Origin of the sequence: Pseudomonas sp. SWI36, assembly GCF_002948105.1 — a bacterium.
Lineage (GTDB): Bacteria > Pseudomonadota > Gammaproteobacteria > Pseudomonadales > Pseudomonadaceae > Aquipseudomonas > Aquipseudomonas alloputida.
In genome coordinates, this window is record NZ_CP026675.1 from 5,300,676 (window position 1) to 5,319,924 (window position 19,249).

Annotated in this window: 17 protein-coding genes; 7 read left to right on the forward strand and 10 right to left on the reverse strand. The window is 56.2% G+C overall.

The annotated features are described in order from the left end of the window. Positions 1-46 precede the first annotated feature (46 nt). From C4Q27_RS25270 to C4Q27_RS25290, 4 genes are all read right to left on the reverse strand, one after another. Positions 47-1,255 (reverse strand): aminotransferase class III-fold pyridoxal phosphate-dependent enzyme, encoded by a 1,209-nt coding sequence (locus C4Q27_RS25270; RefSeq protein WP_158666139.1) that lies wholly within the window; start codon positions 1,253-1,255, stop codon positions 47-49. A 24-nt stretch (positions 1,256-1,279) separates the two neighbouring features. Then, a complete protein-coding gene (locus C4Q27_RS25275) occupies positions 1,280-2,299 on the reverse strand; it encodes a cupin-like domain-containing protein (protein ID WP_104887543.1) in 1,020 nt (339 codons plus the stop codon). A 1,118-nt stretch (positions 2,300-3,417) separates the two neighbouring features. Then, positions 3,418-3,837 carry a hypothetical protein gene (locus C4Q27_RS25285; RefSeq protein WP_064490633.1) on the reverse strand — a complete coding sequence of 140 codons (420 nt, stop codon included), beginning with the start codon at positions 3,835-3,837 and terminating at the stop codon, positions 3,418-3,420. 175 nt (positions 3,838-4,012) lie between these two features. Next, the gene (locus tag C4Q27_RS25290) at positions 4,013-4,486 is read right to left on the reverse strand and encodes an OsmC family protein (protein ID WP_017147656.1); all 474 of its coding nucleotides are present in this window, start codon (positions 4,484-4,486) and stop codon (positions 4,013-4,015) included. A 1,253-nt stretch (positions 4,487-5,739) separates the two neighbouring features. On the opposite strand from C4Q27_RS25290, the gene C4Q27_RS25300 reads away from it, so the two are divergent. Further along, positions 5,740-5,997 carry a hypothetical protein gene (locus tag C4Q27_RS25300; RefSeq protein ID WP_020189883.1) on the forward strand — a complete coding sequence of 86 codons (258 nt, stop codon included), beginning with the start codon at positions 5,740-5,742 and terminating at the stop codon, positions 5,995-5,997. 271 nt (positions 5,998-6,268) lie between these two features. On the opposite strand, the gene C4Q27_RS25305 is transcribed toward C4Q27_RS25300, so the two are convergent. Both C4Q27_RS25305 and C4Q27_RS25310 read right to left on the reverse strand, forming a co-directional pair. Further along, complete coding sequence (locus tag C4Q27_RS25305) at positions 6,269-6,934, reverse strand: SOS response-associated peptidase (RefSeq protein ID WP_104887544.1); 666 nt, start codon at positions 6,932-6,934, stop codon at positions 6,269-6,271. A gap of 119 nt (positions 6,935-7,053) precedes the next feature. After that, positions 7,054-8,424, reverse strand: coding sequence for an HD domain-containing phosphohydrolase (locus C4Q27_RS25310; protein ID WP_104887545.1), 1,371 nt, complete (start codon positions 8,422-8,424; stop codon positions 7,054-7,056). Between the two features lie 198 nt (positions 8,425-8,622). On the opposite strand from C4Q27_RS25310, the gene C4Q27_RS25315 reads away from it, so the two are divergent. The 5 genes from C4Q27_RS25315 to C4Q27_RS25335 all read left to right on the forward strand — a co-directional run bounded on the left by C4Q27_RS25315 (position 8,623) and on the right by C4Q27_RS25335 (position 14,035). Then, positions 8,623-9,621 carry a cytochrome-c peroxidase gene (locus tag C4Q27_RS25315; RefSeq protein WP_104887546.1) on the forward strand — a complete coding sequence of 333 codons (999 nt, stop codon included), beginning with the start codon at positions 8,623-8,625 and terminating at the stop codon, positions 9,619-9,621. After that, positions 9,618-11,432, forward strand: a complete 1,815-nt coding sequence (locus tag C4Q27_RS25320; protein WP_064490629.1) for a DAHL domain-containing protein — start codon at positions 9,618-9,620, stop codon at positions 11,430-11,432. Before C4Q27_RS25315 ends, C4Q27_RS25320 begins: the two co-directional genes overlap by 4 nt. Next, positions 11,429-12,832: an ATP-binding protein gene (locus tag C4Q27_RS25325; protein WP_064490628.1), complete on the forward strand. Its 1,404-nt coding sequence runs from the start codon at positions 11,429-11,431 to the stop codon at positions 12,830-12,832. Before C4Q27_RS25320 ends, C4Q27_RS25325 begins: the two co-directional genes overlap by 4 nt. Before the next feature lie 157 nt (positions 12,833-12,989). Continuing rightward, positions 12,990-13,403: an alternative ribosome rescue aminoacyl-tRNA hydrolase ArfB gene (gene arfB, locus C4Q27_RS25330; RefSeq protein ID WP_010953846.1), complete on the forward strand. Its 414-nt coding sequence runs from the start codon at positions 12,990-12,992 to the stop codon at positions 13,401-13,403. A gap of 266 nt (positions 13,404-13,669) precedes the next feature. Next, complete coding sequence (locus tag C4Q27_RS25335; RefSeq protein ID WP_014591145.1) at positions 13,670-14,035, forward strand: histone-like nucleoid-structuring protein, MvaT/MvaU family; 366 nt, start codon at positions 13,670-13,672, stop codon at positions 14,033-14,035. Positions 14,036-14,176: 141 nt separating this feature from the next. On the opposite strand, the gene C4Q27_RS25340 is transcribed toward C4Q27_RS25335, so the two are convergent. Continuing rightward, a complete protein-coding gene (locus C4Q27_RS25340) occupies positions 14,177-15,559 on the reverse strand; it encodes a PLP-dependent aminotransferase family protein (protein ID WP_104887547.1) in 1,383 nt (460 codons plus the stop codon). A gap of 121 nt (positions 15,560-15,680) precedes the next feature. Here C4Q27_RS25340 and C4Q27_RS25345 point away from each other — a divergent pair, with 121 nt between their 5' ends. Continuing rightward, positions 15,681-16,550, forward strand: coding sequence for a DMT family transporter (locus C4Q27_RS25345; protein WP_104887548.1), 870 nt, complete (start codon positions 15,681-15,683; stop codon positions 16,548-16,550). A 110-nt stretch (positions 16,551-16,660) separates the two neighbouring features. Here C4Q27_RS25345 and C4Q27_RS25350 read toward each other — a convergent pair whose 3' ends face one another. Genes C4Q27_RS25350 through nthA form a run of 3 tightly spaced genes read right to left on the reverse strand, consistent with a single transcriptional unit; the run spans position 16,661 to position 19,205 of the window. Beyond that, positions 16,661-17,923, reverse strand: a complete 1,263-nt coding sequence (locus tag C4Q27_RS25350) for a GTP-binding protein (RefSeq protein WP_104887549.1) — start codon at positions 17,921-17,923, stop codon at positions 16,661-16,663. Further along, complete coding sequence (gene nthB, locus C4Q27_RS25355; RefSeq protein ID WP_064490624.1) at positions 17,920-18,582, reverse strand: nitrile hydratase subunit beta; 663 nt, start codon at positions 18,580-18,582, stop codon at positions 17,920-17,922. The genes C4Q27_RS25350 and nthB overlap by 4 nt, the downstream gene beginning before the upstream one ends. 41 nt (positions 18,583-18,623) lie before the next feature. After that, positions 18,624-19,205: a nitrile hydratase subunit alpha gene (gene nthA / locus C4Q27_RS25360; RefSeq protein WP_064490623.1), complete on the reverse strand. Its 582-nt coding sequence runs from the start codon at positions 19,203-19,205 to the stop codon at positions 18,624-18,626. Positions 19,206-19,249: the final 44 nt, after the last annotated feature.

The window sequence follows — 19,249 nt, forward strand, 5'->3', positions numbered from 1 at the left end:
GTCTTTTCAAACCTAGGTGATGGTTCATTATTAGATGAATTATGCTCTAATATTGCAAAGCACTTGAAACTCTTTCCATTGAAATGCTTATGGCTCTCTTTACTTTTGATAAGTCTTGATTGGTTATGGAGCCAGAGAGAAACCAATGGCTTAATGGATGAACGAGAACTCCTTCTCCAATCATCGAACTACAAAATGCTCTAGTAGCGCGCTTATTTTTATCATCATCCAAAAAGCCGAATTTTATACTTGGAGTGGCTTCGTGGCCGGTTAGTCTCACAGGTATAGAGCATTGCTCGGCTACGCACCCAACATGAGATCGGAGGGATGACCCGATATCAACAAGCTTTCTAAGAGTCTCGCCTCTCTCAAGCTCTTTAATAGTTTCGAGCGCGGCTGACATTGCTATGGGGTCTCTGTAGAAGGTGATTGTCAAATGCAAGTCTAACACATGAGACATATATATTTCTCGTCCAGCAAGCGCTGAAATAGGGAATCCATTAGCCATGGCTTTAGAAAAGGCTACAAGATCGGCGTTTACGTTAAAGTACTGCTGTGCACCACCCAAAGCCGATCGAAATCCGCTTCGAACCTCATCAAAAATAAGCAAAGCTCCGAACTCCGTGCAAATACCTCTAATTTTTTCTAAATAGTCCAGCCCTGGTAGCTCTTCACAATAAGGCATCATAACAACACAGGCAATATCTGTCGGATGACACTGAAAATGGTTTTGAAGATTGTCAAGGTCACCATACTTAAAGCCGATCGTGTATTTTTTTGTATCTTGCAGAACGCCTGGCGATTCGATGCAGCACCAGTCGTGCCATCCATGCATGCCCCATTGAAGGACATATTTTCTTCGAGTAATCGCACGAGCCAACCTCACAGCCGCGCTGACAGCATCGGAGCCAGTTTTGAGAAAGGTTACTTTTTCAGCATTTGGAACTAGTGACTGTATCTTCTCTGCTAATTCAACATGCACTTCCGATAAAAGAGTAGGATTGGCACCATTTGAGATCGACGCATAAACCTTTTCTTGAACAGCTGGATGTGCATGCCCGAGAATCACTGACCCGTAGCCCATAATCAGATCTACAAATTCATTTCCATCAACGTCTACGATACGCGAACCGAACGCCGAGCGGACGAATTTAGGCGCGCCCTTTACTGGTTCATATCCCGTCAGAAATAGCGAGGGGCGCTCGCCAATTAACGCTTCAGATTTCGCCGCTCGTTTGACAAGTGTGTCAGACATTTTGAAAGATCGCATAACGCCTCGCTAACTAAAATAGTCTGAAAGCTGGGGAAAGCTATTTTCGTATCTAAAATTTGTTCCCGATATAGACAATGTAAGATCAAGCGATGTGACGTGATGCCACCACGCAACAGGAATGAACAGTAAATCTCCTGGTGAAATCACCACTTCCAACACTCTTAATCTTTGAGCATTGTTGAATTTATCAAAATCGATAGCATCGAAGTTTATACTGCTGTGGTGGCCTTCATGGTTGTGCATCCTGGCGATTGCTAGCGGCGGGACAAGCTTTACTTTCTTGCGTCCAATTATTTGTGCTAAATAAACATTATTCTGATCTCTATGCATTGGTGTAACCGCCCCCTTAGGCCCTAACCAAAAGTGCGTGCACTGCGCTTTAGTATCCTCATCAAAGATCCCGTCCTGGGTGCAATCGATATGTTTCAATAGCTCTCTAAAAGCAACTCGCCGGAGCAATTGATCTTGCGACATCAGGTAAAAATCACGCGCAGGTAAGCTGTCAGCCTTGATTGTTTCTATGTACGATGAAAGCGTCCCTGTTTGATGGTTGTCATAAAAAGCCCGCGCATGATCATCATTGATATTACGGCATTGGTAGCGAACAACAAACTCTCCGAATTCCCGACTAAGATAATCGAGGTCCCATTTTTCAAATGCCGGCCACTTATTAACTATGCCTTTTAAAATAACCGGTCGATTTGAAGTGTAATAACTCTCAAAAAAACTGCTAGCTTGGATGTTGCTTTCAACTGGTACACTGGAACGCAATGATGACATATGATCCAGGTCTAAAATTACATCATTTAAGTCGGATAGCTTCTTTTTTTCTTTAGCGATTTTTAATGCGGCAAGAAAAAACGGACTTTTTTGAATTTTTTCGACCACTGCTTCTGCCGCATGATTTGAAAGCCCGCTAGCGCTGAGTCCACGAACAACATCTAACTTGCTTACCCCGTTCGCCAAGCTGTAGACAGCCCACTCTTGGAGATCATCAGGTATACCATGTGGACTTTTTTTGGTCATATCCTATGCACTCACTCAATACGTAATCCAAGTACGGACTTACTAAGATCATGCGATGAGCGTGCAGAGAGGTCCACCCCCATCCGTTGTAGTTCACTAATGATTAGCTCATTTACCTTTTCGCGAAGCTCATTACCCTGCTGAGACGAAAGCTCAAGTTGACTCAAGTCAAAAATAAGCATAGCCAAAGAGTTTTTAGGACTTTGAGTTCCGTTACTAAAGTAAGCACCGCGCGAGGACTCTGGGGGATTGTTTTTTCCGGATAACTTTGACATTGCACCACCCTCATAAAAGCTAGCTGCGAGTGCCGCAGCTGCATTATTGGTTTTTCTATCTAATGCACGGTAAAGCTAGGCCCCGGTTCATAGAGCATAGTATCTGGCAATCCACTGTCAAGGACTACACAAAAAAGTGTGCGCACGTCATACATCAAGGATGTATCATAAAATTTACAATCAGGCGCTTTAAGTAACAGTCGCGTAATTGGCGATTTAAGAGAATGTCAACTCCTAGGCAATGTACGAAGTAGACACCGCAGCCAGTAAGCCAGCAGGACCGTCGCAGCGAAGCTCTCCGCTAGCTTGCAGTAGCCTGTACCCAAACGGGGCTACTTCAGCCTACTAAATAGCCGTTTGATAGCGGTCCGATACTTGGGCCTGTTAAACAGGCGCGAATCCATTGCACCCAGTATTTCCTGCGAGACCTCCTGTCGCCGCAACATGGGATCGATGCACGAGACGTACACTTGAAGCGCGCTTAGAAATTTTAGGATATCTGAGGGTGAAAAGCTTTGCGCTATCTGATCAATGACGTTCGGCGGGGGGGGATCTTGAGCATTGGATTTTCGCAATGCGGCTTCGACGATCATGCTTATCGCTGGTGCATTGGTGCCGCCGCCCTTTCTAATCAAACAATCCATTTAATACCGCTCGCCGATCACAAAGATCTCGACGTCGGTCTAGGGTATCGAAAATCGCGCTGCGAATTTCTAGTCCTGGCCGGAAGCACTCAGCCCTAAAACCTACTCATCTCCACCCGCTAAACCCCATTGCATAGCGCATGGTGATGTTAGCGGTAGAAATCAAGTGCTTGTCCTGCGGGGGGTTCCAGAGGTGTATTTAGGCCCTGTCGTCAGTCTTGGGCCAATTTTGGGCCAATTCGACTCGGGGCGGCAGCTTCTCCAGCTCCCTCCAGTCCGAGGAGGAGCTGATCCATTTCGCGTAGGTAGAGAGCAACATCTCGACGCTGTGGCCAAGCTGGCTCGCGATGAACGCGGGGTTCATCCCAGGCATCAGGCATAGGGTGGCGTAGGTGTGGCGGGTGTCGTACTGACGGCGTTCACGGATGTTCAGCGCCTTCAACGCCGATTTGAAGGGGCGGATTGTAACACTTGGCTCGTTGATCCACAGCCCACCTTTGCTAGGTTGGAACACGAAGGGGCTAGTCAGGTGGGCCGACTTGGACGCCATGCGACGAAGGGTAGCCATTCGCTGGGCCTGGTTGATGGCGCTCAATGCGCGCTCGTTTAACAGGACCACCCGATGATGCTTGGTTTTCGTCTGGTCAGGTTTTCGCTTTGGATTGATCGCGGTCGGTTGTGATTATCAGCTTTCGACCTTTATCGGCCTCTCGTGAAAGAGTGTCTCCCCCCTCTATTGATAGCATCGATTGGAAGCCATTGCTAAACAACGGAAGCAGTCGTATTCAAAACATCTAGTCTTGATGCTTGATAACAGCACTGCATCTGATAGGGAAGTTGACTGAGTTGGCAATAAAACATTCGTGGTGAGCATCGTCATGCAGGCGTCTTGCAAGATCCAGATTTGACTGGCTGCTGATAATGACCTGAGGCCTTAACTCAGCGTCTTTGAAATGGCCCTTGCGCTGGCCATCCCCTTCAAGCATCCGGCCCACCGGGTAGTCGACATATTCCAAGACGTTCACGTTGTTGACTGCGCACAGATGAAGATACCAAAGCTTGTGGCAGGCCGAGATCGAGGCCAGCAACATGTCTTCAGGGTTCCAGCGTTCAGGGTTCCCGCGAAAGGCGGGGTCGGCAGAGCCAAGGATCGGTGCCTTGCCTGGAGCCTCCACGTTGAAGTCTCTCTGGTATGCCGTGTAACTGGCAGTGCCTTCACCCGTGTTACCTATCCAATTTACCGTGACAGCGTAATGGTGTTCTTTCATGGTCACTCCTGTGTCGAAAGATGGCCGGAAAATCTTGCCCATCGCTTGGGTGCTGTTATCTTGCTCTCGATTGAGGGCTCTCCACCAGCATCTAGTGTTTGCAGCGACGCATGAGCAATCCGAGCACATGCAATGATCCGAACTGCGAATAGTCCTGATTGCTGATTTTCTCGTGCTCTCTGTCGTGTCCTGGGCTTGAGGGTATCGAAACCCTATCTCAAGCTTGGGGCCTCAACACGCAAAATGGTGCTTCAGCTCAACGGAGCCTTCGCCGCCGCCTCGATCGCGTCGAGGTCCAACTCAATTGTTTCGGGCATGACGATTCCTTGGCCGCTCTTGCGACCGGCCTGTGCTTTAATGGGCGATTGTTGAAATGGATTTTTCTAGCGAGGGATAACGCTTATGTTTGCTGTCGGAATTGCGCTTCTTGCCGTTGGATTAGGCACTTCAAATCCTGGGCTCTGGATACCGGGCGCCGCGCTCATGGCTGCCTGCGTCGTGAAACGAGCACGCAGCTGACCCCTTGGCCCCCATATCGCGGCAGTGAATAGAGGGGGAAGGGGACAGGGGTTACACAGAAAGAGTACGGATTTGCCCTCAGATCAGAAGGACCTGCGCTGCGGTGCGGTCGTCCCTCAGCTTTTGCCCGGACGTGCGCCCACCTGGATCTGTGTGTAAGAAAGTGAAGCCTGTCGACCCGCACGGCGGCTCCGTATTGACTCACCGTGTTCTCTCATCTGGATAAAAAAATGTAATACACACCTTAAGCAGTGGATTCATTGGAACAGCTGTGTATTCTGTCTCTCCAGTCAAGAATATGAGTTCTAGGTCCGTTCCATGCGTAATCGCGGCAAAATCTATTGGGAATGGGCCAATTCTGCGTTGCATTCCCGCAACTACGATGAGCGCCTTCCCTGCGGCACTTTAATCAACATCCAAGCCCGACTCTCACTTGAAAACGCCACTCAACTTTTCTTGGGTATCTACGGGAAAAAAGGCGTGCTCTTGCTCGAAGAGGTACACCCTGACTGCCGTGGACAGAAACTGTCCGCGGCGATGGCCTGGGCGCTCGAGCGTGCTCACGACTGGGTCGCCAAGGCGTTTCCTGCGCCCAAGGCACCAGGGCCTGAACCACTCCCGCGCAGAGGCTCGCGTCTTCACGGATAACGATGCAGGGAAAACGGAACGCTCGTCAGATCGCTTGAGTCGTATCTCCATCAAAAGCGCATTGAGGCGCCCAGTTGGAGAAAGTGATGAGCCTTCAGTCCACCAGTCATGACCTTTACGTGCATTCCTACCTTGGTTACCAGGCATCGATTTACGTGCTGTGGGAGTCGAGCGTCGAATTTCCCACGGGGATGTTGGTCGAGGTAGGGAAGCCGGGCGCAACGGCGCGAACCCTGCGTGTGAGTCGACCATTCTCCTCTTCGACAGAAGCCATTCTCGAAGGGAAGGTTATGGCTGAACAGTACGTGGAAAGTCAGAAAAGCGGAGCTTGTGCTGCCAGGTGAGTTCGCCGAGGTCTGATCGGACCCACCGCAACCACGGGCAGGTCGACCGCCTGCGAATCTGTGCAGCTGTTGATAACGGTATTCCCTGTTCATCGAGTCGAGCCATTTCAACAGTAACCGCTTGCGTAAGTGCCGTTGTGGACGGTGGTGTTACCAGTCGTCGTGCTGCGCGGGTTCCAAAGTCGACCCGGTCCCCGAGTCGAAACCCTGCACATCAGTGGTCGATGATGTTGCGCTGCCGGTACTTGGGCCGGCATGGTCTACTACCGCTTCACTGAAGCGGCTCTATCAGCGCGGCGCCTTGGTTGCGCACATTGCCAATGGCTGTGCTCACTCGATACCACTCGAAGGCCTCGGCTGGCTCGCCCAGGTTGAGCGCCATTTGCTCGGCTTGTTCGCCCGGCGTCGCGGGTTGCATCCACTCACGCGCAAGGTCTGGGGCCAAAACCACTGGCCTGCGGTCGTGCACTTCTACCATTCCGCCCCGGGCATCGGCCGTAATGATGACGAACCCGTCATTCTCGCTGCCAGCGAACTGGCCGATGCTGGCGCAAAGGGAAGGGCGCCCGTCCCGGCGTCGGATGTAGTACGGCTGTTTCTTCGGTCCGCCTTCATCGACCCATTCATACCAGCCGTCGATCGGCGTTATGCCTCGGTGGGGCCAGATCGCCCGGAAGAAGGGGCCGTGTGCGACCTTTTCGACCCTGGCGTTAATCGGCGCAGCACGGTCGGTCGCCCAATGCGGCCGCCAGCCCCATCTCACCAGGTCCGCCCGCGGGCCTGCTTCATCCATTCGCAGCACTGCCACCAGCGTGGTCGGAGCGACGTTGTACCGGCCAAGTGGCTGGTCGCCGACGTTGTTCCGCCAGGCCTCTGGCAGGCTCAGGGTTTCGACAAAGTCGTGTATGCCTCGGTACTGACTCAACCTTCCACACATGCGCGGCCCTCCTGCCAGAGCAAGCATAGCGCTTGGGCGTATCGCCGGTGTGGAGGGGCGACGGCGTGCCGTACGCGCAGTCCTGGCGGTGCAGGGCTGAATGAACGCCCCACTGCCATTCAGCACGGCGCCAAGTCTGATCTTCCAGGCGTTATAGGCTCGTTCGAGGGGACCCGAACGAAAATGCAGTACTTACCACCCTCCATCGATTCAAAGGCCACCAGCTTCTCCACCAGCGCGGCGCTCAAAACCTTGCCGGCGTTAAGCAGCAACATGCCGTTGTCGGCGTTCAGGTTGCGCGCAAGCACCATTCCCGGCGCCAGGTCACGGGTGGTACACACCTGGACTTCAGGGTCCACCAGGGTGAGATCGCTGTGGAACGAGGCGCAAACCTGGACGAAATCCTCAAGGAGTGCTGGGTCATACAACCGGCCGGCGTACTTGCGCAGGTAGAGCAAGGCCTCGTCACTGTTCATCTGCCGTTCAAGAATCAAACCCCGTTGCAGCTCAACGAAGTCCACGGCCAGCTTGAGCAAGCGAGCGCCGAACGGGATAGCTTCACCCTTGAGCCGGTCGGGGAAACCGCTGCCGTCCCAGTGTTCCTGGTGATGCAGGATCAGGCGCGCGGCATCTTTCATGGGCTCAAGGGTCATCAGCAGCGCTTCACTTTGGCGTGGGTAGTCGCGATAGCGGTCGCGGTCGCTGTGCATCAACTGGTCCGAAGGGGCAACGATCATGCTATCCGGCCAACTCAATTTGCCTATGTTGTACAGCGCCGCAGCCATGGCCAGATCGCGGCTGATCGCCTCGTCCAAGGCGTGGGCCCGACAGTAGCAACGCACCAGTTCGATGATCTGTCGATTGGTCTGCTTGGCTGGAGGCAGCCGCAGATTAGCCAACATCGAGAACACTTCAGTCCCGGTCACATAGCTGTGTTTCAGTTCTTCGTAGGCCAGGTCGAGCATGTCAGCGGTCTGCTGCAGCTCCGCGGTACGGGCTGCAACGCGTTTCTCCAGGTCGTTATTGAGCAGTCTCAACTGGGCGTTCTGCCGACGTGCCAGCAGCTCCAGGCGTTGGCGCTCGCGTTCGGAATGCTGGTGCTCCAGGGCCTGGCGCAAGGTCAGTAGCAATTCGTCGTCGTTCCAGGGCTTGCTGATGTAACGGTGGAGCTGACCGTCATTGACGGCCTTGATGATTGCGCTCGGGTCGGCGTAGCCGGTCAGCAAGATCCTGACGGTCGATGGGTGATGCTGATTGATCTGTGCCAACAAGGTGGCGCCGTCCATACCAGGCATGCGCGCATCGCTCATCACCAGGTCTACCGGGCCCTCGGCCATCTGCGCCAGTGCCTGTTCGCCGCTGGTCGCCAGCTTCACGTCATAGGGTTGGCCACGCAATAGCCGACGCAGACTGCTAAGGATCGACTCCTCGTCGTCCACTAGCAACACGGTCGGCCGATAGGGTGGGTTCGGGTTCGGTTGCACTTCCATGGCAGGCCTCACGCGGTCGATCTATGGAGGCACTCGAGCTCAACGAGTGCTTAGGTCAAAGGCTAGATCATTTTTCCGCGACAGGTGTCGGAGCAAGGCGTGGCGGGTGGCAGGCAAATTGTCTGGAAGGCATCTAACCTGACGGCATGGCACCACCCTTCTGTATATCCGTAAGCCCAGGGAAAAGGATTCTCCCGGATGTTCGCGCAGACAACCTGTCGTTTTCGTTCCGTTCTTCACCCGCAGCGCTTGCGACGTTGCCTGAGCCTGTGGGTGCTATTCGTTCTGAGTGTGGACAGCGGGGCCGAGCTGCTGGACGAGCCGCTCAAGCCACTGCCTCCGATTCCCGCTCTGGCACCTGGGCGTGTCGAGCTGGGCCGCCAGTTGTTCAACGATCCGCGGTTGTCGCGCAACGGCACACTGTCCTGCGCCAGTTGTCACCGTCTGGACACGTACGGGGTCGATGGCCGGGCGTTCTCCATGGGTGCAGATGGCCTGCCGCTTACGCTCAATACGCCAACGGTACTCAATGCCAGCCTTAATTTCCGGCAGTTCTGGGATGGCCGGGTCGAGTCACTCGAGGAGCAGGGGGATGCCGTGATCACCAGCGCTCACGAGATGGGCGGAGACTGGCGCGTGATCGAGCAGCGCATCGCCGCAGACGTGCGTTACCGCCAGGCGTTCAAGGATGCCTACCTGGACGCGGTGACAAAGGACAACATCCTCAGCGCGTTGGCCGATTACCAAAGGACGCTACTTACCCCCGGCGCACGCTTCGATCGTTACCTGCAGGGCGATACCGAGGCGCTCACCCTGGACGAAAAATACGGCTACCAGCGCTTCAAGGACTATGGCTGCATCGCCTGCCACCAAGGGGTGAATATTGGGGGCAACATGTTCCAGAAATTTGGCGTGTTCGGCGACTACATCGCTGACCGCGGCAACCCCACCGAGGCGGATCAGGGCCGCTTCAACGTGACCGCAGAGGAGGCCGACCGGGGGGTGTTCAAAGTGCCGAGCCTGCGCAATGTGGCGATGACCGCGCCCTATTTTCACGATGGCTCGGCGCCTACGCTGGAGCGTGCGATCGACGTGATGTTCCAGTATCAGCTTGGACGAATCCCAAGCGATGAGGACCGCAGGCTCATCACGCTGTTCCTCAAAACCCTTACTGCTGAAAAGGCGGGTCAGCCATGAGGGTGATTTCCCGGCGTACAAGCCTGATTCTATTCAGTGGGTTGGTCTTTGTACTGGCGTCGATGCTGCTGTACTTGTACCTGAATTCCGGGTCAGAGCAGACCCAGACCTACAACGAATCCCGAGATCTCATTCGTCAGCTCAAGCAACAGGATGCTGTATGGGAAAACGAGGTGCTCAAGGCCCGGGTAGCCGTCTCCCATAACTACGATCCACTTGTGATTCCTCTCAAGGAGATGAAGCGGCTGTGGGCACGATTCGACCGCCGGGAAGCCGAGCAAGGGCGCGATGACTCAGACCAGTGGCGCGATGCCCATGACGGTTTTCTTTCTGCGTTCGGGGAAAAGGCTCGGCTCGTGGAGCAATTCAAGTCGCATAATGCCTTGCTGCGAAATTCGTTGGCATTTCTACCCACCGCCGAGGACGGTATTCAGGCCCAGATCAACACCATGCTGGCCCCGAATCGGCAGGAGGTACACGGATTCGTCACTGACACCTATGACCTCTTGCTGAGTGCCCTGGAGTTCGCGCAGGTTACCTCTGTGGAAAGGGCTGCCGAGATAGAGGTGGGGTTAGGCAACTTGGCTGTTAACACGGAGAACCTGCCCAAAGAATTCCAGACGCCCCTCAATCTGTTGAGCAATCACGTGGCGTTGATCCTGCGCGAGCAACCTGTCGTCAACCGCCTGCTCGAGCAGATCGAGGCGATCCCGGTTGCCGAGCGCCTGGATACGATCACCAGCCTTTTGGACAGGGATCAACAGCAGGTTGAAAAGATCAACCGTAAAAACCATCTCTACACGTTATGGCTATCAGGCTTGCTGATGTTCTCGGTCATTTGCCTGGCAGGGCTGCTGGTGCGCAGTTTCGCCGAGGTGAGACGGGTCAACAACGCATTGCAAAGCGCCAATGACGTCCTGGAACAGCGGGTCGAGGAACGCACCCTGGCGCTCCGGAACGCTCAGAGCGAGCTGTTCAACGCCGCGCGCCAGGCAGGTATGGCGGAGATCGCCACCAATGTGTTGCATAACGTGGGCAACGTGCTCAACAGCGTGAACACATCCTCTGATCTCATCGCTCGAACGTTGCGCAGCAGCAAAACCCAGGGTTTGGGCAAGGCCATGCAACTGTTTCGCGAGCATGCCACTGACATCGGTCGGTTTCTCGACGAGGATCCCAGAGGCCGGTTGCTTCCTGGCTACCTCAACCAGCTGACCGAGGCGATCGCCGATGAACAGAAGGAGATGGCGATCGAGCTGGAACGAATGAACAAGAGCATCGACCACATCAAGGAAGTGGTGGCCACCCAGCAATCCTATGCCGGCGCTAAAAATGTGCCAGAGCCGCTGTCGGTCAACGACCTGGTCGAGGACGCGCTGCGCATGAACGCAGGCGCGTTGACCCGGCATCAAGTGAGGGTAGTGCGCGACTTCGCAGATCTGCCTATGGTGATGGGCGACCGGCATCGGCTGTTGCTGATTCTGATCAACCTGATCAGCAACGCCAAGTACGCCATGTCCGGCCCCGGCAGCGACCCGCGGACGATGATCCTCAGGACGCGCATCGTTGAGGGGGGCTTCCTGGAAATGAGCGTGCTGGACGAAGGCGAAGGCATTGCCCCTGAAAACCTGCAGAAGATCTTTGCCCATGGCTTCACCACGCGCAAGGACGGGCATGGCTTCGGCTTGCACAGTTGTGCCCTGGCCGCCATCGAGATGAATGGTCACCTGACCGCACACAGCGACGGCCCTGGCTTGGGTGCTGTCTTTACCCTGAGGATCCCGCTGATCGCGGTGACGGAGCCTGCATGAGTGACATGATCAATCGCCGGATCCTGCTGATCGATGACATGCCGACTATCCACGAGGACTTTCGCAAGATCCTTGCCCCGGCCAGATCGCAGAACTCTGAGCTGGACGAGATGGAAGGGTTGTTGTTCGGCGAGCAGGTCAAGAACGAACGACCGGTATTCGAACTCGATTCAGCCTATGGCGGTGAGGAAGGTCTCGGCCTGCTGAAGCGTGCGCTGCAGGCCAGCAAGCCCTACGCGTTAGCCTTCGTCGACATGCGAATGCCAGGTGGATGGGATGGCGCTCAGACCATTGAGCACCTGTGGGAAGAGGACCCGCTGTTGCAGGTAGTTGTCTGCACTGCCTACTCGGACTATTCCTGGGATGAGTTGCTCGACCGGCTGCAGGCCCACGATCGCTTGCTGATCCTGAAAAAACCGTTCGACAACATCGAGGTCCAGCAAATGGCCAGCACCTTGCTGACCAAGTGGGAAATGACCCAACGAGCCTCGCTGAAAATGCACCAGCTCGAACAGCGGGTAGAGCGGCGTACCCAGCAACTGACCCAGGCCAGCGAGGCGCTGCAGCTGGAGATCGAGGAGCGCAAGCAGCTGGAAAGCCAACTGGTGCAATCGGAGAAGCTCGCCTCGTTGGGGCAGATGGCCGCCGGCGTAGCGCACGAGATCAACAATCCGATCGGTTTCGTGTCCTCCAACCTGGGCACTCTGGGAGGGTACTTCCAGCAACTGGCAGCGATGCTCGACGCCTATCGCGAGGCCGAACTGATGCTCGGCGCAAACGAAACCACTGGGCGCTTGCAAAGGCTTCGTGAGCAGACGGAACTGGAGTTCCTCATGGAAGACATCCCGATCCTCATCAAGGAGTCCAAGGACGGAATCGGTCGAGTGGCGCATATCGTCAAGGACCTCAAAGACTTCTCGCGCGTTGATAGCGCTCAGCAGTGGCAATTAGCCGATTTGCAGCAGGGCATTGACTCCACGCTTAACATCGTCGCGAGCGAGCTGAAACATAAAGCCGACCTGGTAAAACGGTACCAACCGTTACCCCCTGTCGAATGCCTGCCGTCGCAGATCAACCAAGTGATAATGAACCTGGTGCTCAACGCCGCCCAAGCCATGGGCCCCGAGCGGGGCACCATCACATTGGGCACTGCTCATCAAGGCGCCTGGGTGTGCATCGAAGTTGCAGACACAGGCGCGGGGATAGCACCGGAGAACATCAAGAAAATCTTCGATCCTTTTTTCACCACCAAGCCCGTCGGCCAAGGTACAGGGCTAGGCCTGTCCCTTTCCTATGGCATTGTAAAGAAACACGGTGGGGAGATAACCGTATCAAGCCAGGTCGGAGTGGGAACAACGTTTCGTGTACAACTGCCGGTAAAGCAGAGCGCAACGCTGTGATGGCGCACGCGTTCTAGCTCTGGCTGGCATGAAGTGCACGGCCCCGACGAGGGGAGTGCTCGCTTGGGTCGGCTTGCGCACTGATTCAAAGAACCCTGCATTGTGCTATGGGGGAGCGGCGCAGTCTGTGATAATGGGCAATGACAAGGGCCCTATCATGCTGACTATCTCCAATAACGTGCATCTGCCAGATGCCGAAATCGAACTCACATACATCCGCGCGCAAGGCGCGGGTGGGCAGAATGTCAACAAAGTGTCCAGCGCGGTACACCTGCGCTTCGACATCCCGGCCTCATCGTTGCCCGAGTTTTACAAGGCGCGGCTGCTGGCGCTGCGTGACAGTCGCATCACCGGCGACGGCGTGTTGATCATCAAGGGCCAGCAGTACCGCACTCAGGAGCAGAACCGTGTTGACGCATTGGCGCGTCTTGCCGAGTTGATCATCACCGCAGGCAAGACCGAAAAGAAACGCCGCCCCACCAAGCCGACCCTCGGCTCGAAGACCCGCCGCCTCGAAGGAAAAGCCAGGCGGAGCACTGTCAAGGCGGGGCGGGGGAAGGTGGAGTTCTAGTGTCTGTATGAACAGCGTTGAGACGAAGTTCAGGCAAGGCGAAAACAGCCGAGGAAGCGGAGTTTACGGGTTGTAATTGAGCATTCCGAGGCTGTTTTCAACGCGGCCTTACCGAGTATCAAGGTATTTCATACAGCGCCAAGAAGGAGATATACCCAATGTCGTCGAGCTGACGGTAGATCTTTGCCGCTGATTTTTAATTTTGGTTTGAACTTGAACTGCGTTAGGATTCTCTAAACAGCATCCACGTATTCAGGAGTATGCACATGTCGCGTTTGGCAGAGTTTAGACAGCTTGAACAGAAGTTGGCGGCCCAGTTGGCCGAACTGGAAGCCATGAAAAGCAGCGGTGAGCTTCAGAAAGAGATCGAGTTCGAGACCAAGCTGCGTGACCTGCTAAGCAAATACGGTTACAGCCTGCGCGATATCATCAACATCCTGGATCCTCAGGCCAGTCGCCGGTCCGCAGCTCCTGCGGCTACAGAGAAAGCCCCACGCCGTGCTCGGCAAGTGAAGCAGTACAAGAACCCGCATAATGGAGAGGTCATCGAGACCAAGGGTGGCAACCACAAGCTGCTCAAGGAATGGAAAGCCCAGTACGGGGCAGAAGAAGTGGAATCCTGGGTGTCCTGATTTGTGCTGATGTCGCCCTCATTGCACTAGCTGAAACACTTTGTCCCTTTTCGAGGAAGCGACAGCGTCGCCTCCTCGAAACAGGGCGTTCATCGTGGGTGGGCGGAATGAGCTGACGTGGTTAAACAGGAAGTTTCGCCACTAAGCGCTCAGTGTCCGTTTCAATACTTCGTAAATTTTGGCATCAGCCGATTGGGCGACATTGAAACGGAGGAAGTCACCCGCAGCCATCGACTGGCTGAACGCATTTCCGGGCGCCAGTACTACACCTTCATTCAAGCAAGCCCGAGCCAGCGTTGCTGCATCCTTGCCTTGAGGAAGTTGGCACCAGACGTACATGCCTGACTGGGGCGTTATCCAGGGCTTGATACCAATGGCTTGAAGCCTCGCTACCGTTCTGTCCATAGCCTCGGCCAGCCTGAGGCGAACACTTTCCATGTGTTTCCGGTACCCGCTATCGGTAATCGCCAGATGGATGATGTCCGCGGCCAGGCGGCCACCCCCGAATGTGGTCGCAATCTTGAGATCGACCAGGCTCTCGATCCAGTCACTGCGAGCCGCGATGTAGCCGCATCTAATCGAAGCAGAGATGGTCTTTGAAAAGCTACCTATCTGGATGACGCGAGAGAGGCCATCGAAGGCAGACAGCCGTGGCGCTGGTGCATTCTCGAAATCCCCGAAGATGTCGTCCTCTACGATCACCAGGCTGGAGGTGTCGGCCAGCTTCAGCAACCTGTGTGCCGTGACCGGAGACAGGGTGGCGCCGGTCGGGTTGTGGATGCCTGAATTGGTTATGTACAACCGGGGAGAATGCGCGAGCAGGGCAGCGCCAAAAGCATCGATGTCCGGGCCCGTCGCGGTGTAGGGAACGCCTACGATGTTCACCCTGTGCGCTTTCAGCAATGCGTGAAAATTGAAATAGCAGGGGTCGTCGACCAGCACAGTGTCCCCCGGCTCCAGCAGAAAACGGCAGATCAGGTCGATGGCGTGGGTGCCGGACTCAGTGAGCATGATCTGTTCAAGTGGGGCTTCGATCCCGATGCCTGTCAGCTTCCGTGACAAGAATTGCCTGAGCGGCAGATGCCCAAGTGGCGAGGCGTACTCAGTCAGTTTCAATGTGTCGGATCGGGCAACGGTGCGAAGCGCTTTGCGCAAGCCGGCTTCGAACATCCAGGAGGCAGGTAGCCACCCGCACCCCGGTTTCAACGCATCGCTAGCGGTGTCAAGAGACTGACGCGAGATCCACAGCGGGTCCACTTCACGATCAAGCCTTGGGCCGAGTTCGGTGAGTACCAAGGGCGCCACTGGCCCGGCTACGTAAAAGCCGGAGCCAGGACGAGAATTGAGTACACCCTCTGCCATCAGCCTTTCATAGGCCTCAAGCACCGTAGAAACCGACACCTGCATGGTCTGAGCCATCGCACGCACCGAGGGAATTCTCGCGCCTGGTGTGTAGGTTCGAGAGGCTATCCGCGACTGGATTTCACCCATGACAGTTCGAATTCGCGTTCCGTCCCGTTTCATCGCACCCTCAACTGTGCTGGAGTCATATGCATAACAGTTTGGTTTAAGTGTATTGGATTGTACATGGCCTGGGTTAGCCTGTCGGTGATGTACTGAGCCTTGGCTTATCGAGGACTTACCGATGGAAAAATCAGCAACCGGGTGGATCAACGGTTTCATAGGCGTCGCCATTTTTGCGGGTTCGTTGCCGGCAACCCGAGTGGCAGTGGCCGACTTCGAACCGACGTTCCTCACCTGTGCCCGGGCGACAATTGCCGCCATGCTGGGCGCGCTTTTTCTGATCGTGCTACGCCAGCCTCGACCTAAACGGCGGGATTTGTCGCCTTTGGCCGTAACAGCGCTCGGCGTCGTTATCGGTTTCCCGCTACTGACAGCATTTGCCCTTCAGCACATAAGCTCTGCTCACTCCATTGTTTTTGTCGGGCTCCTGCCATTGTGTACCGCAGGATTTGCGGTTTTGCGGGGCGGTGAACGACCTCGGCCATTGTTCTGGCTGTTCTCGTTGACAGGTGCCGGGTTGGTCGCTGGCTATGCGTTGATGAACGGAGGCGAGGCGTCGGCGGTGGGCGATCTGCTGATGTTGGCTGCGGTTGTGGTCTGTGGGTTGGGCTATGCCGAAGGAGCGCGCCTCTCGCGGACATTGGGTGGTTGGCAGGTGATCAGCTGGGCGTTGCTGGTAGCGTTGCCGTTCATGCTGCTGCTGACGGTAGTCAATCTTCCAGCCCCTGATGACTTTGCCAGGGTAAGTGCCCCTGCGTGGTTCAGCTTTGGCTACGTTTCACTGTTCAGCATGCTGATCGGGTTTGTGTTCTGGTACCGAGGGCTCGTCCAGGGGGGGATTGCGGCAGTGGGCCAATTGCAACTCTTTCAGCCGTTCATGGGGCTTGGGCTGGCAGCGTTGCTTCTGCACGAGCATGTCAGCTGGACGATGCTGCTCGTGACGCTGGGGGCTGTCATCTGTGTTTACGGGGCCAGGAAATATGCCCAATAGATGAACAGCCAGGCAGAGCGCAATGTCGAGCTGATGGGGTTAACGGGCCGGTTGTCTCGCCACTGCAAAACGGTTGCCGACTTTCGGCGAGACGTACTCCGCACCTCCAACTAGAAAATGGCATCAGCCGGTAATGACTGCGTCTTGCTGGCCGACAAGGCCCGGTTGTCGAACGCGCTGGCCCCCGGCAACCTTGCCCAGGCCAACGGACCGATGGCGATTTCTTCTGCACTCAACAGGCAATGGTCGAGTTCGCGTTGCAGTGTCTGGGTATCCAGGTCCTGGCCAATGAACACCAGCTCCTGACGGCAATCGCCGACGATGCTGTCCCACTTGGCCATGATGCCCTGCAAGCGATACTTGTCCTGCGGCCACTGTGACGGGTCGATGAAGTTCCACCAATGGCCAACGTAGTCCCATTGAAACTGCTGGCCGCTGTGTACCAGCAAGCCGATTTCGCGGTGGCGGCTGGCAAGCCAGAAATAACCTTTGCTGCGCAGAAGACGGCCGTTGCGCCAGGGCCGGGCGAGAAAATCAAGCAAGCGTTGCGGATGGAACGGGGCGCGCGCTCGGTACACCCATGACGTCACGCCATAGGTCTGCGACTCGCCGGCCGGGGCGTCGTGCGCGTCCATCTGTTTCATCCAGCCGGGCGCTGCGGCAAGGCTGGGCAAATCGAACAGCTGGGTGCCGAGGATGCTCGACAGCGCGACGTTGCCGGCCACCATCGGCAGGATCTGTGCGCCTGGATTGAGCCCGGCGAGAACTGCCTGCAGGGCCTGGTACTGCGCCTCATCGACCAGGTCGCGTTTGTTGACCAGAATCACGTTGGCATACTCGACCTGCTCGATCAGCAGATCGGCCAGCGGGCGCCTGCTGTCATCCGTGGCGACGTCGGCCCGCGCGACGGTTTCGGGTGAGTCGAGCATGGCCATGAACTGGCTGGCATCGACCACCGTCACCAGCGTATCCAGCCGCGCCAGTTCGCTGAGGCTGAAACCGTTGGCGTCGAGAAAGGCAAAGGTCTCGGCGACTGGCATCGGCTCGGAAATCCCGGTGGACTCGATCAACAGGTAATCGAAACGCTGCTGGCGCGCCAGCGCGCTGATCTGCTCAAGCAGGTCGGCGCGCAGGGTGCAGCAGATACAGCCGTTGCTCATCTCTATCAGTTCATCCTGGCCACGATACAGCGCAACGTCGCGCTGGACCTGGGCGGCATCGATGTTGACCTCGCTCATGTCATTGACGATAACCGCCACCTTCAGGCCCTGGCGGTTGCGCAGGATGTGGTTGAGCAGGGTGGTCTTGCCTGCGCCGAGGAAGCCTGAAAGGACCGTCACCGGCAGCCGGCCTGCCTGGGCGCCGGCAATCATGCGCGCACCACTCGCGGGCTTTCGACCTTGTCCAGATAGCTTTCGAACAGGTCTACCACCACCAGGCCGTCGTCCGCGGCATCGCCCCACAGGTCCCGCACGCGGAACTCGACATGGTAGGTCGGTTGATGCGCAGCGCTCTGGTCGCCATGGCCAATCGCGTCCGGAAACGGCCACTGTTCAGTGGTCCGGTGCAGCACTACGCCTTGCTTGCCGCGCACATATGCAGGCATGCGCACATGCCCGGCCACGTATTCATCGCGTACGATGACCCGGTCGCCCACTTCAAAAGGCGCTCGCCCGGTAATTGCAGCACGCCCTTGCGCATGGGCGGGGTTGGCCAGCTTGAAGTGCGAGCCGAGTGCTTCATCCAGTTCGGCCTGTGTGATGACGCCTGTTTCGACCAGCAGCGTGGCAGTGGCGATCACATAACGCTCGTAGTATTCGGTGCCGACGTGCTGGCGCACGTCAATGCGTTCGACGGCATGACGTATCTCGTCGACGCTGAACTTGTTCAGGTGGTCGACGCCAATGAACATCAGGCTGTAGGCAAGGTGTTCCCAGTCCTGCTTGAACACCTGCTTGTAGCTCAGGCTGTTGATGCGGTGGGGCACTTTGCCAAAGCCCTGGAAACCGCCGAGATCGTGAAAGCCATCCATATTGAACACTCCGGAAGTTGAATGGGGTTGGGCGGCCTTGCTCAGCCAACGCGGGGCAGGGCGACGCCGATCAGCACATCCTTGGTCACCAGTTGCCGCAACTGCTCTTCGTTCATATGCTCTGAGCCCGCTGGTCGTTGCGGCAGCACCAGGTAGCGGCTTTCAGCGCTGGTGTCCCAGACCTTGACCACCATGTCGCCGGGCAACTCAGTGCCCAGCTCGCGCAATACCGTGCGCCCCTCCCGGACCAACCGCGCACGGAACTCGAAGCCCTTGTACCACTCAGGTGGCAGGCCCAGCACCGGCCAGTTCGTGCAGGAGCACAGGCTGCAGACGATCACGTTTTTCAACTGCGGGGTGTCTTCCAGGGCGACGATGTATTCGCCCTGTGGGCCGGTGAAGCCGAACTGGGCGCAGGCGGCCGTACCGTCCTTGAGCAGCAGCTCGCGAAACTGCGGATCGACCCAGGCCTTGGCGACGATGCGCGCGCCGTTTTCCGGGCTCCAGCCGTGTTCCATCAGCTGGGTGAGCTGTTCAATGTAGCCCTCGGGGATGAGGTCTTTGCGCTTGAGCACTGCAAACAATGCGCGCGCGCGCTCACCAGGGGTTGAAGTTGCCGTCATGGGATTACTCCTCTCGTCCAACACGGTTGTTGAAATCTGTTGTT

Bases quoted from the DNA above. Each gene is read 5' to 3' on its own strand.
- C4Q27_RS25335 (WP_014591145.1), top strand. From the start codon at position 13,670: ATGTCGCGTTTGGCAGAGTTTAGACAGCTTGAACAGAAGTTGGCGGCC.
- C4Q27_RS25340 (WP_104887547.1), bottom strand. From the start codon at position 15,559: ATGAAACGGGACGGAACGCGAATTCGAACTGTCATGGGTGAAATCCAG.
- C4Q27_RS25275 (WP_104887543.1), bottom strand. From the start codon at position 2,299: ATGACCAAAAAAAGTCCACATGGTATACCTGATGATCTCCAAGAGTGG.
- C4Q27_RS25345 (WP_104887548.1), top strand. From the start codon at position 15,681: ATGGAAAAATCAGCAACCGGGTGGATCAACGGTTTCATAGGCGTCGCC.
- C4Q27_RS25305 (WP_104887544.1), bottom strand. From the start codon at position 6,934: ATGTGTGGAAGGTTGAGTCAGTACCGAGGCATACACGACTTTGTCGAA.
- C4Q27_RS25300 (WP_020189883.1), top strand. From the start codon at position 5,740: ATGAGCCTTCAGTCCACCAGTCATGACCTTTACGTGCATTCCTACCTT.
- nthB (WP_064490624.1), bottom strand. From the start codon at position 18,582: ATGGATGGCTTTCACGATCTCGGCGGTTTCCAGGGCTTTGGCAAAGTG.
- C4Q27_RS25290 (WP_017147656.1), bottom strand. From the start codon at position 4,486: ATGAAAGAACACCATTACGCTGTCACGGTAAATTGGATAGGTAACACG.
- nthA (WP_064490623.1), bottom strand. From the start codon at position 19,205: ATGACGGCAACTTCAACCCCTGGTGAGCGCGCGCGCGCATTGTTTGCA.
- C4Q27_RS25270 (WP_158666139.1), bottom strand. From the start codon at position 1,255: ATGTCTGACACACTTGTCAAACGAGCGGCGAAATCTGAAGCGTTAATT.
- C4Q27_RS25320 (WP_064490629.1), top strand. From the start codon at position 9,618: ATGAGGGTGATTTCCCGGCGTACAAGCCTGATTCTATTCAGTGGGTTG.
- C4Q27_RS25350 (WP_104887549.1), bottom strand. From the start codon at position 17,923: ATGATTGCCGGCGCCCAGGCAGGCCGGCTGCCGGTGACGGTCCTTTCA.
- C4Q27_RS25315 (WP_104887546.1), top strand. From the start codon at position 8,623: ATGTTCGCGCAGACAACCTGTCGTTTTCGTTCCGTTCTTCACCCGCAG.
- C4Q27_RS25325 (WP_064490628.1), top strand. From the start codon at position 11,429: ATGAGTGACATGATCAATCGCCGGATCCTGCTGATCGATGACATGCCG.
- C4Q27_RS25310 (WP_104887545.1), bottom strand. From the start codon at position 8,424: ATGGAAGTGCAACCGAACCCGAACCCACCCTATCGGCCGACCGTGTTG.
- arfB (WP_010953846.1), top strand. From the start codon at position 12,990: ATGCTGACTATCTCCAATAACGTGCATCTGCCAGATGCCGAAATCGAA.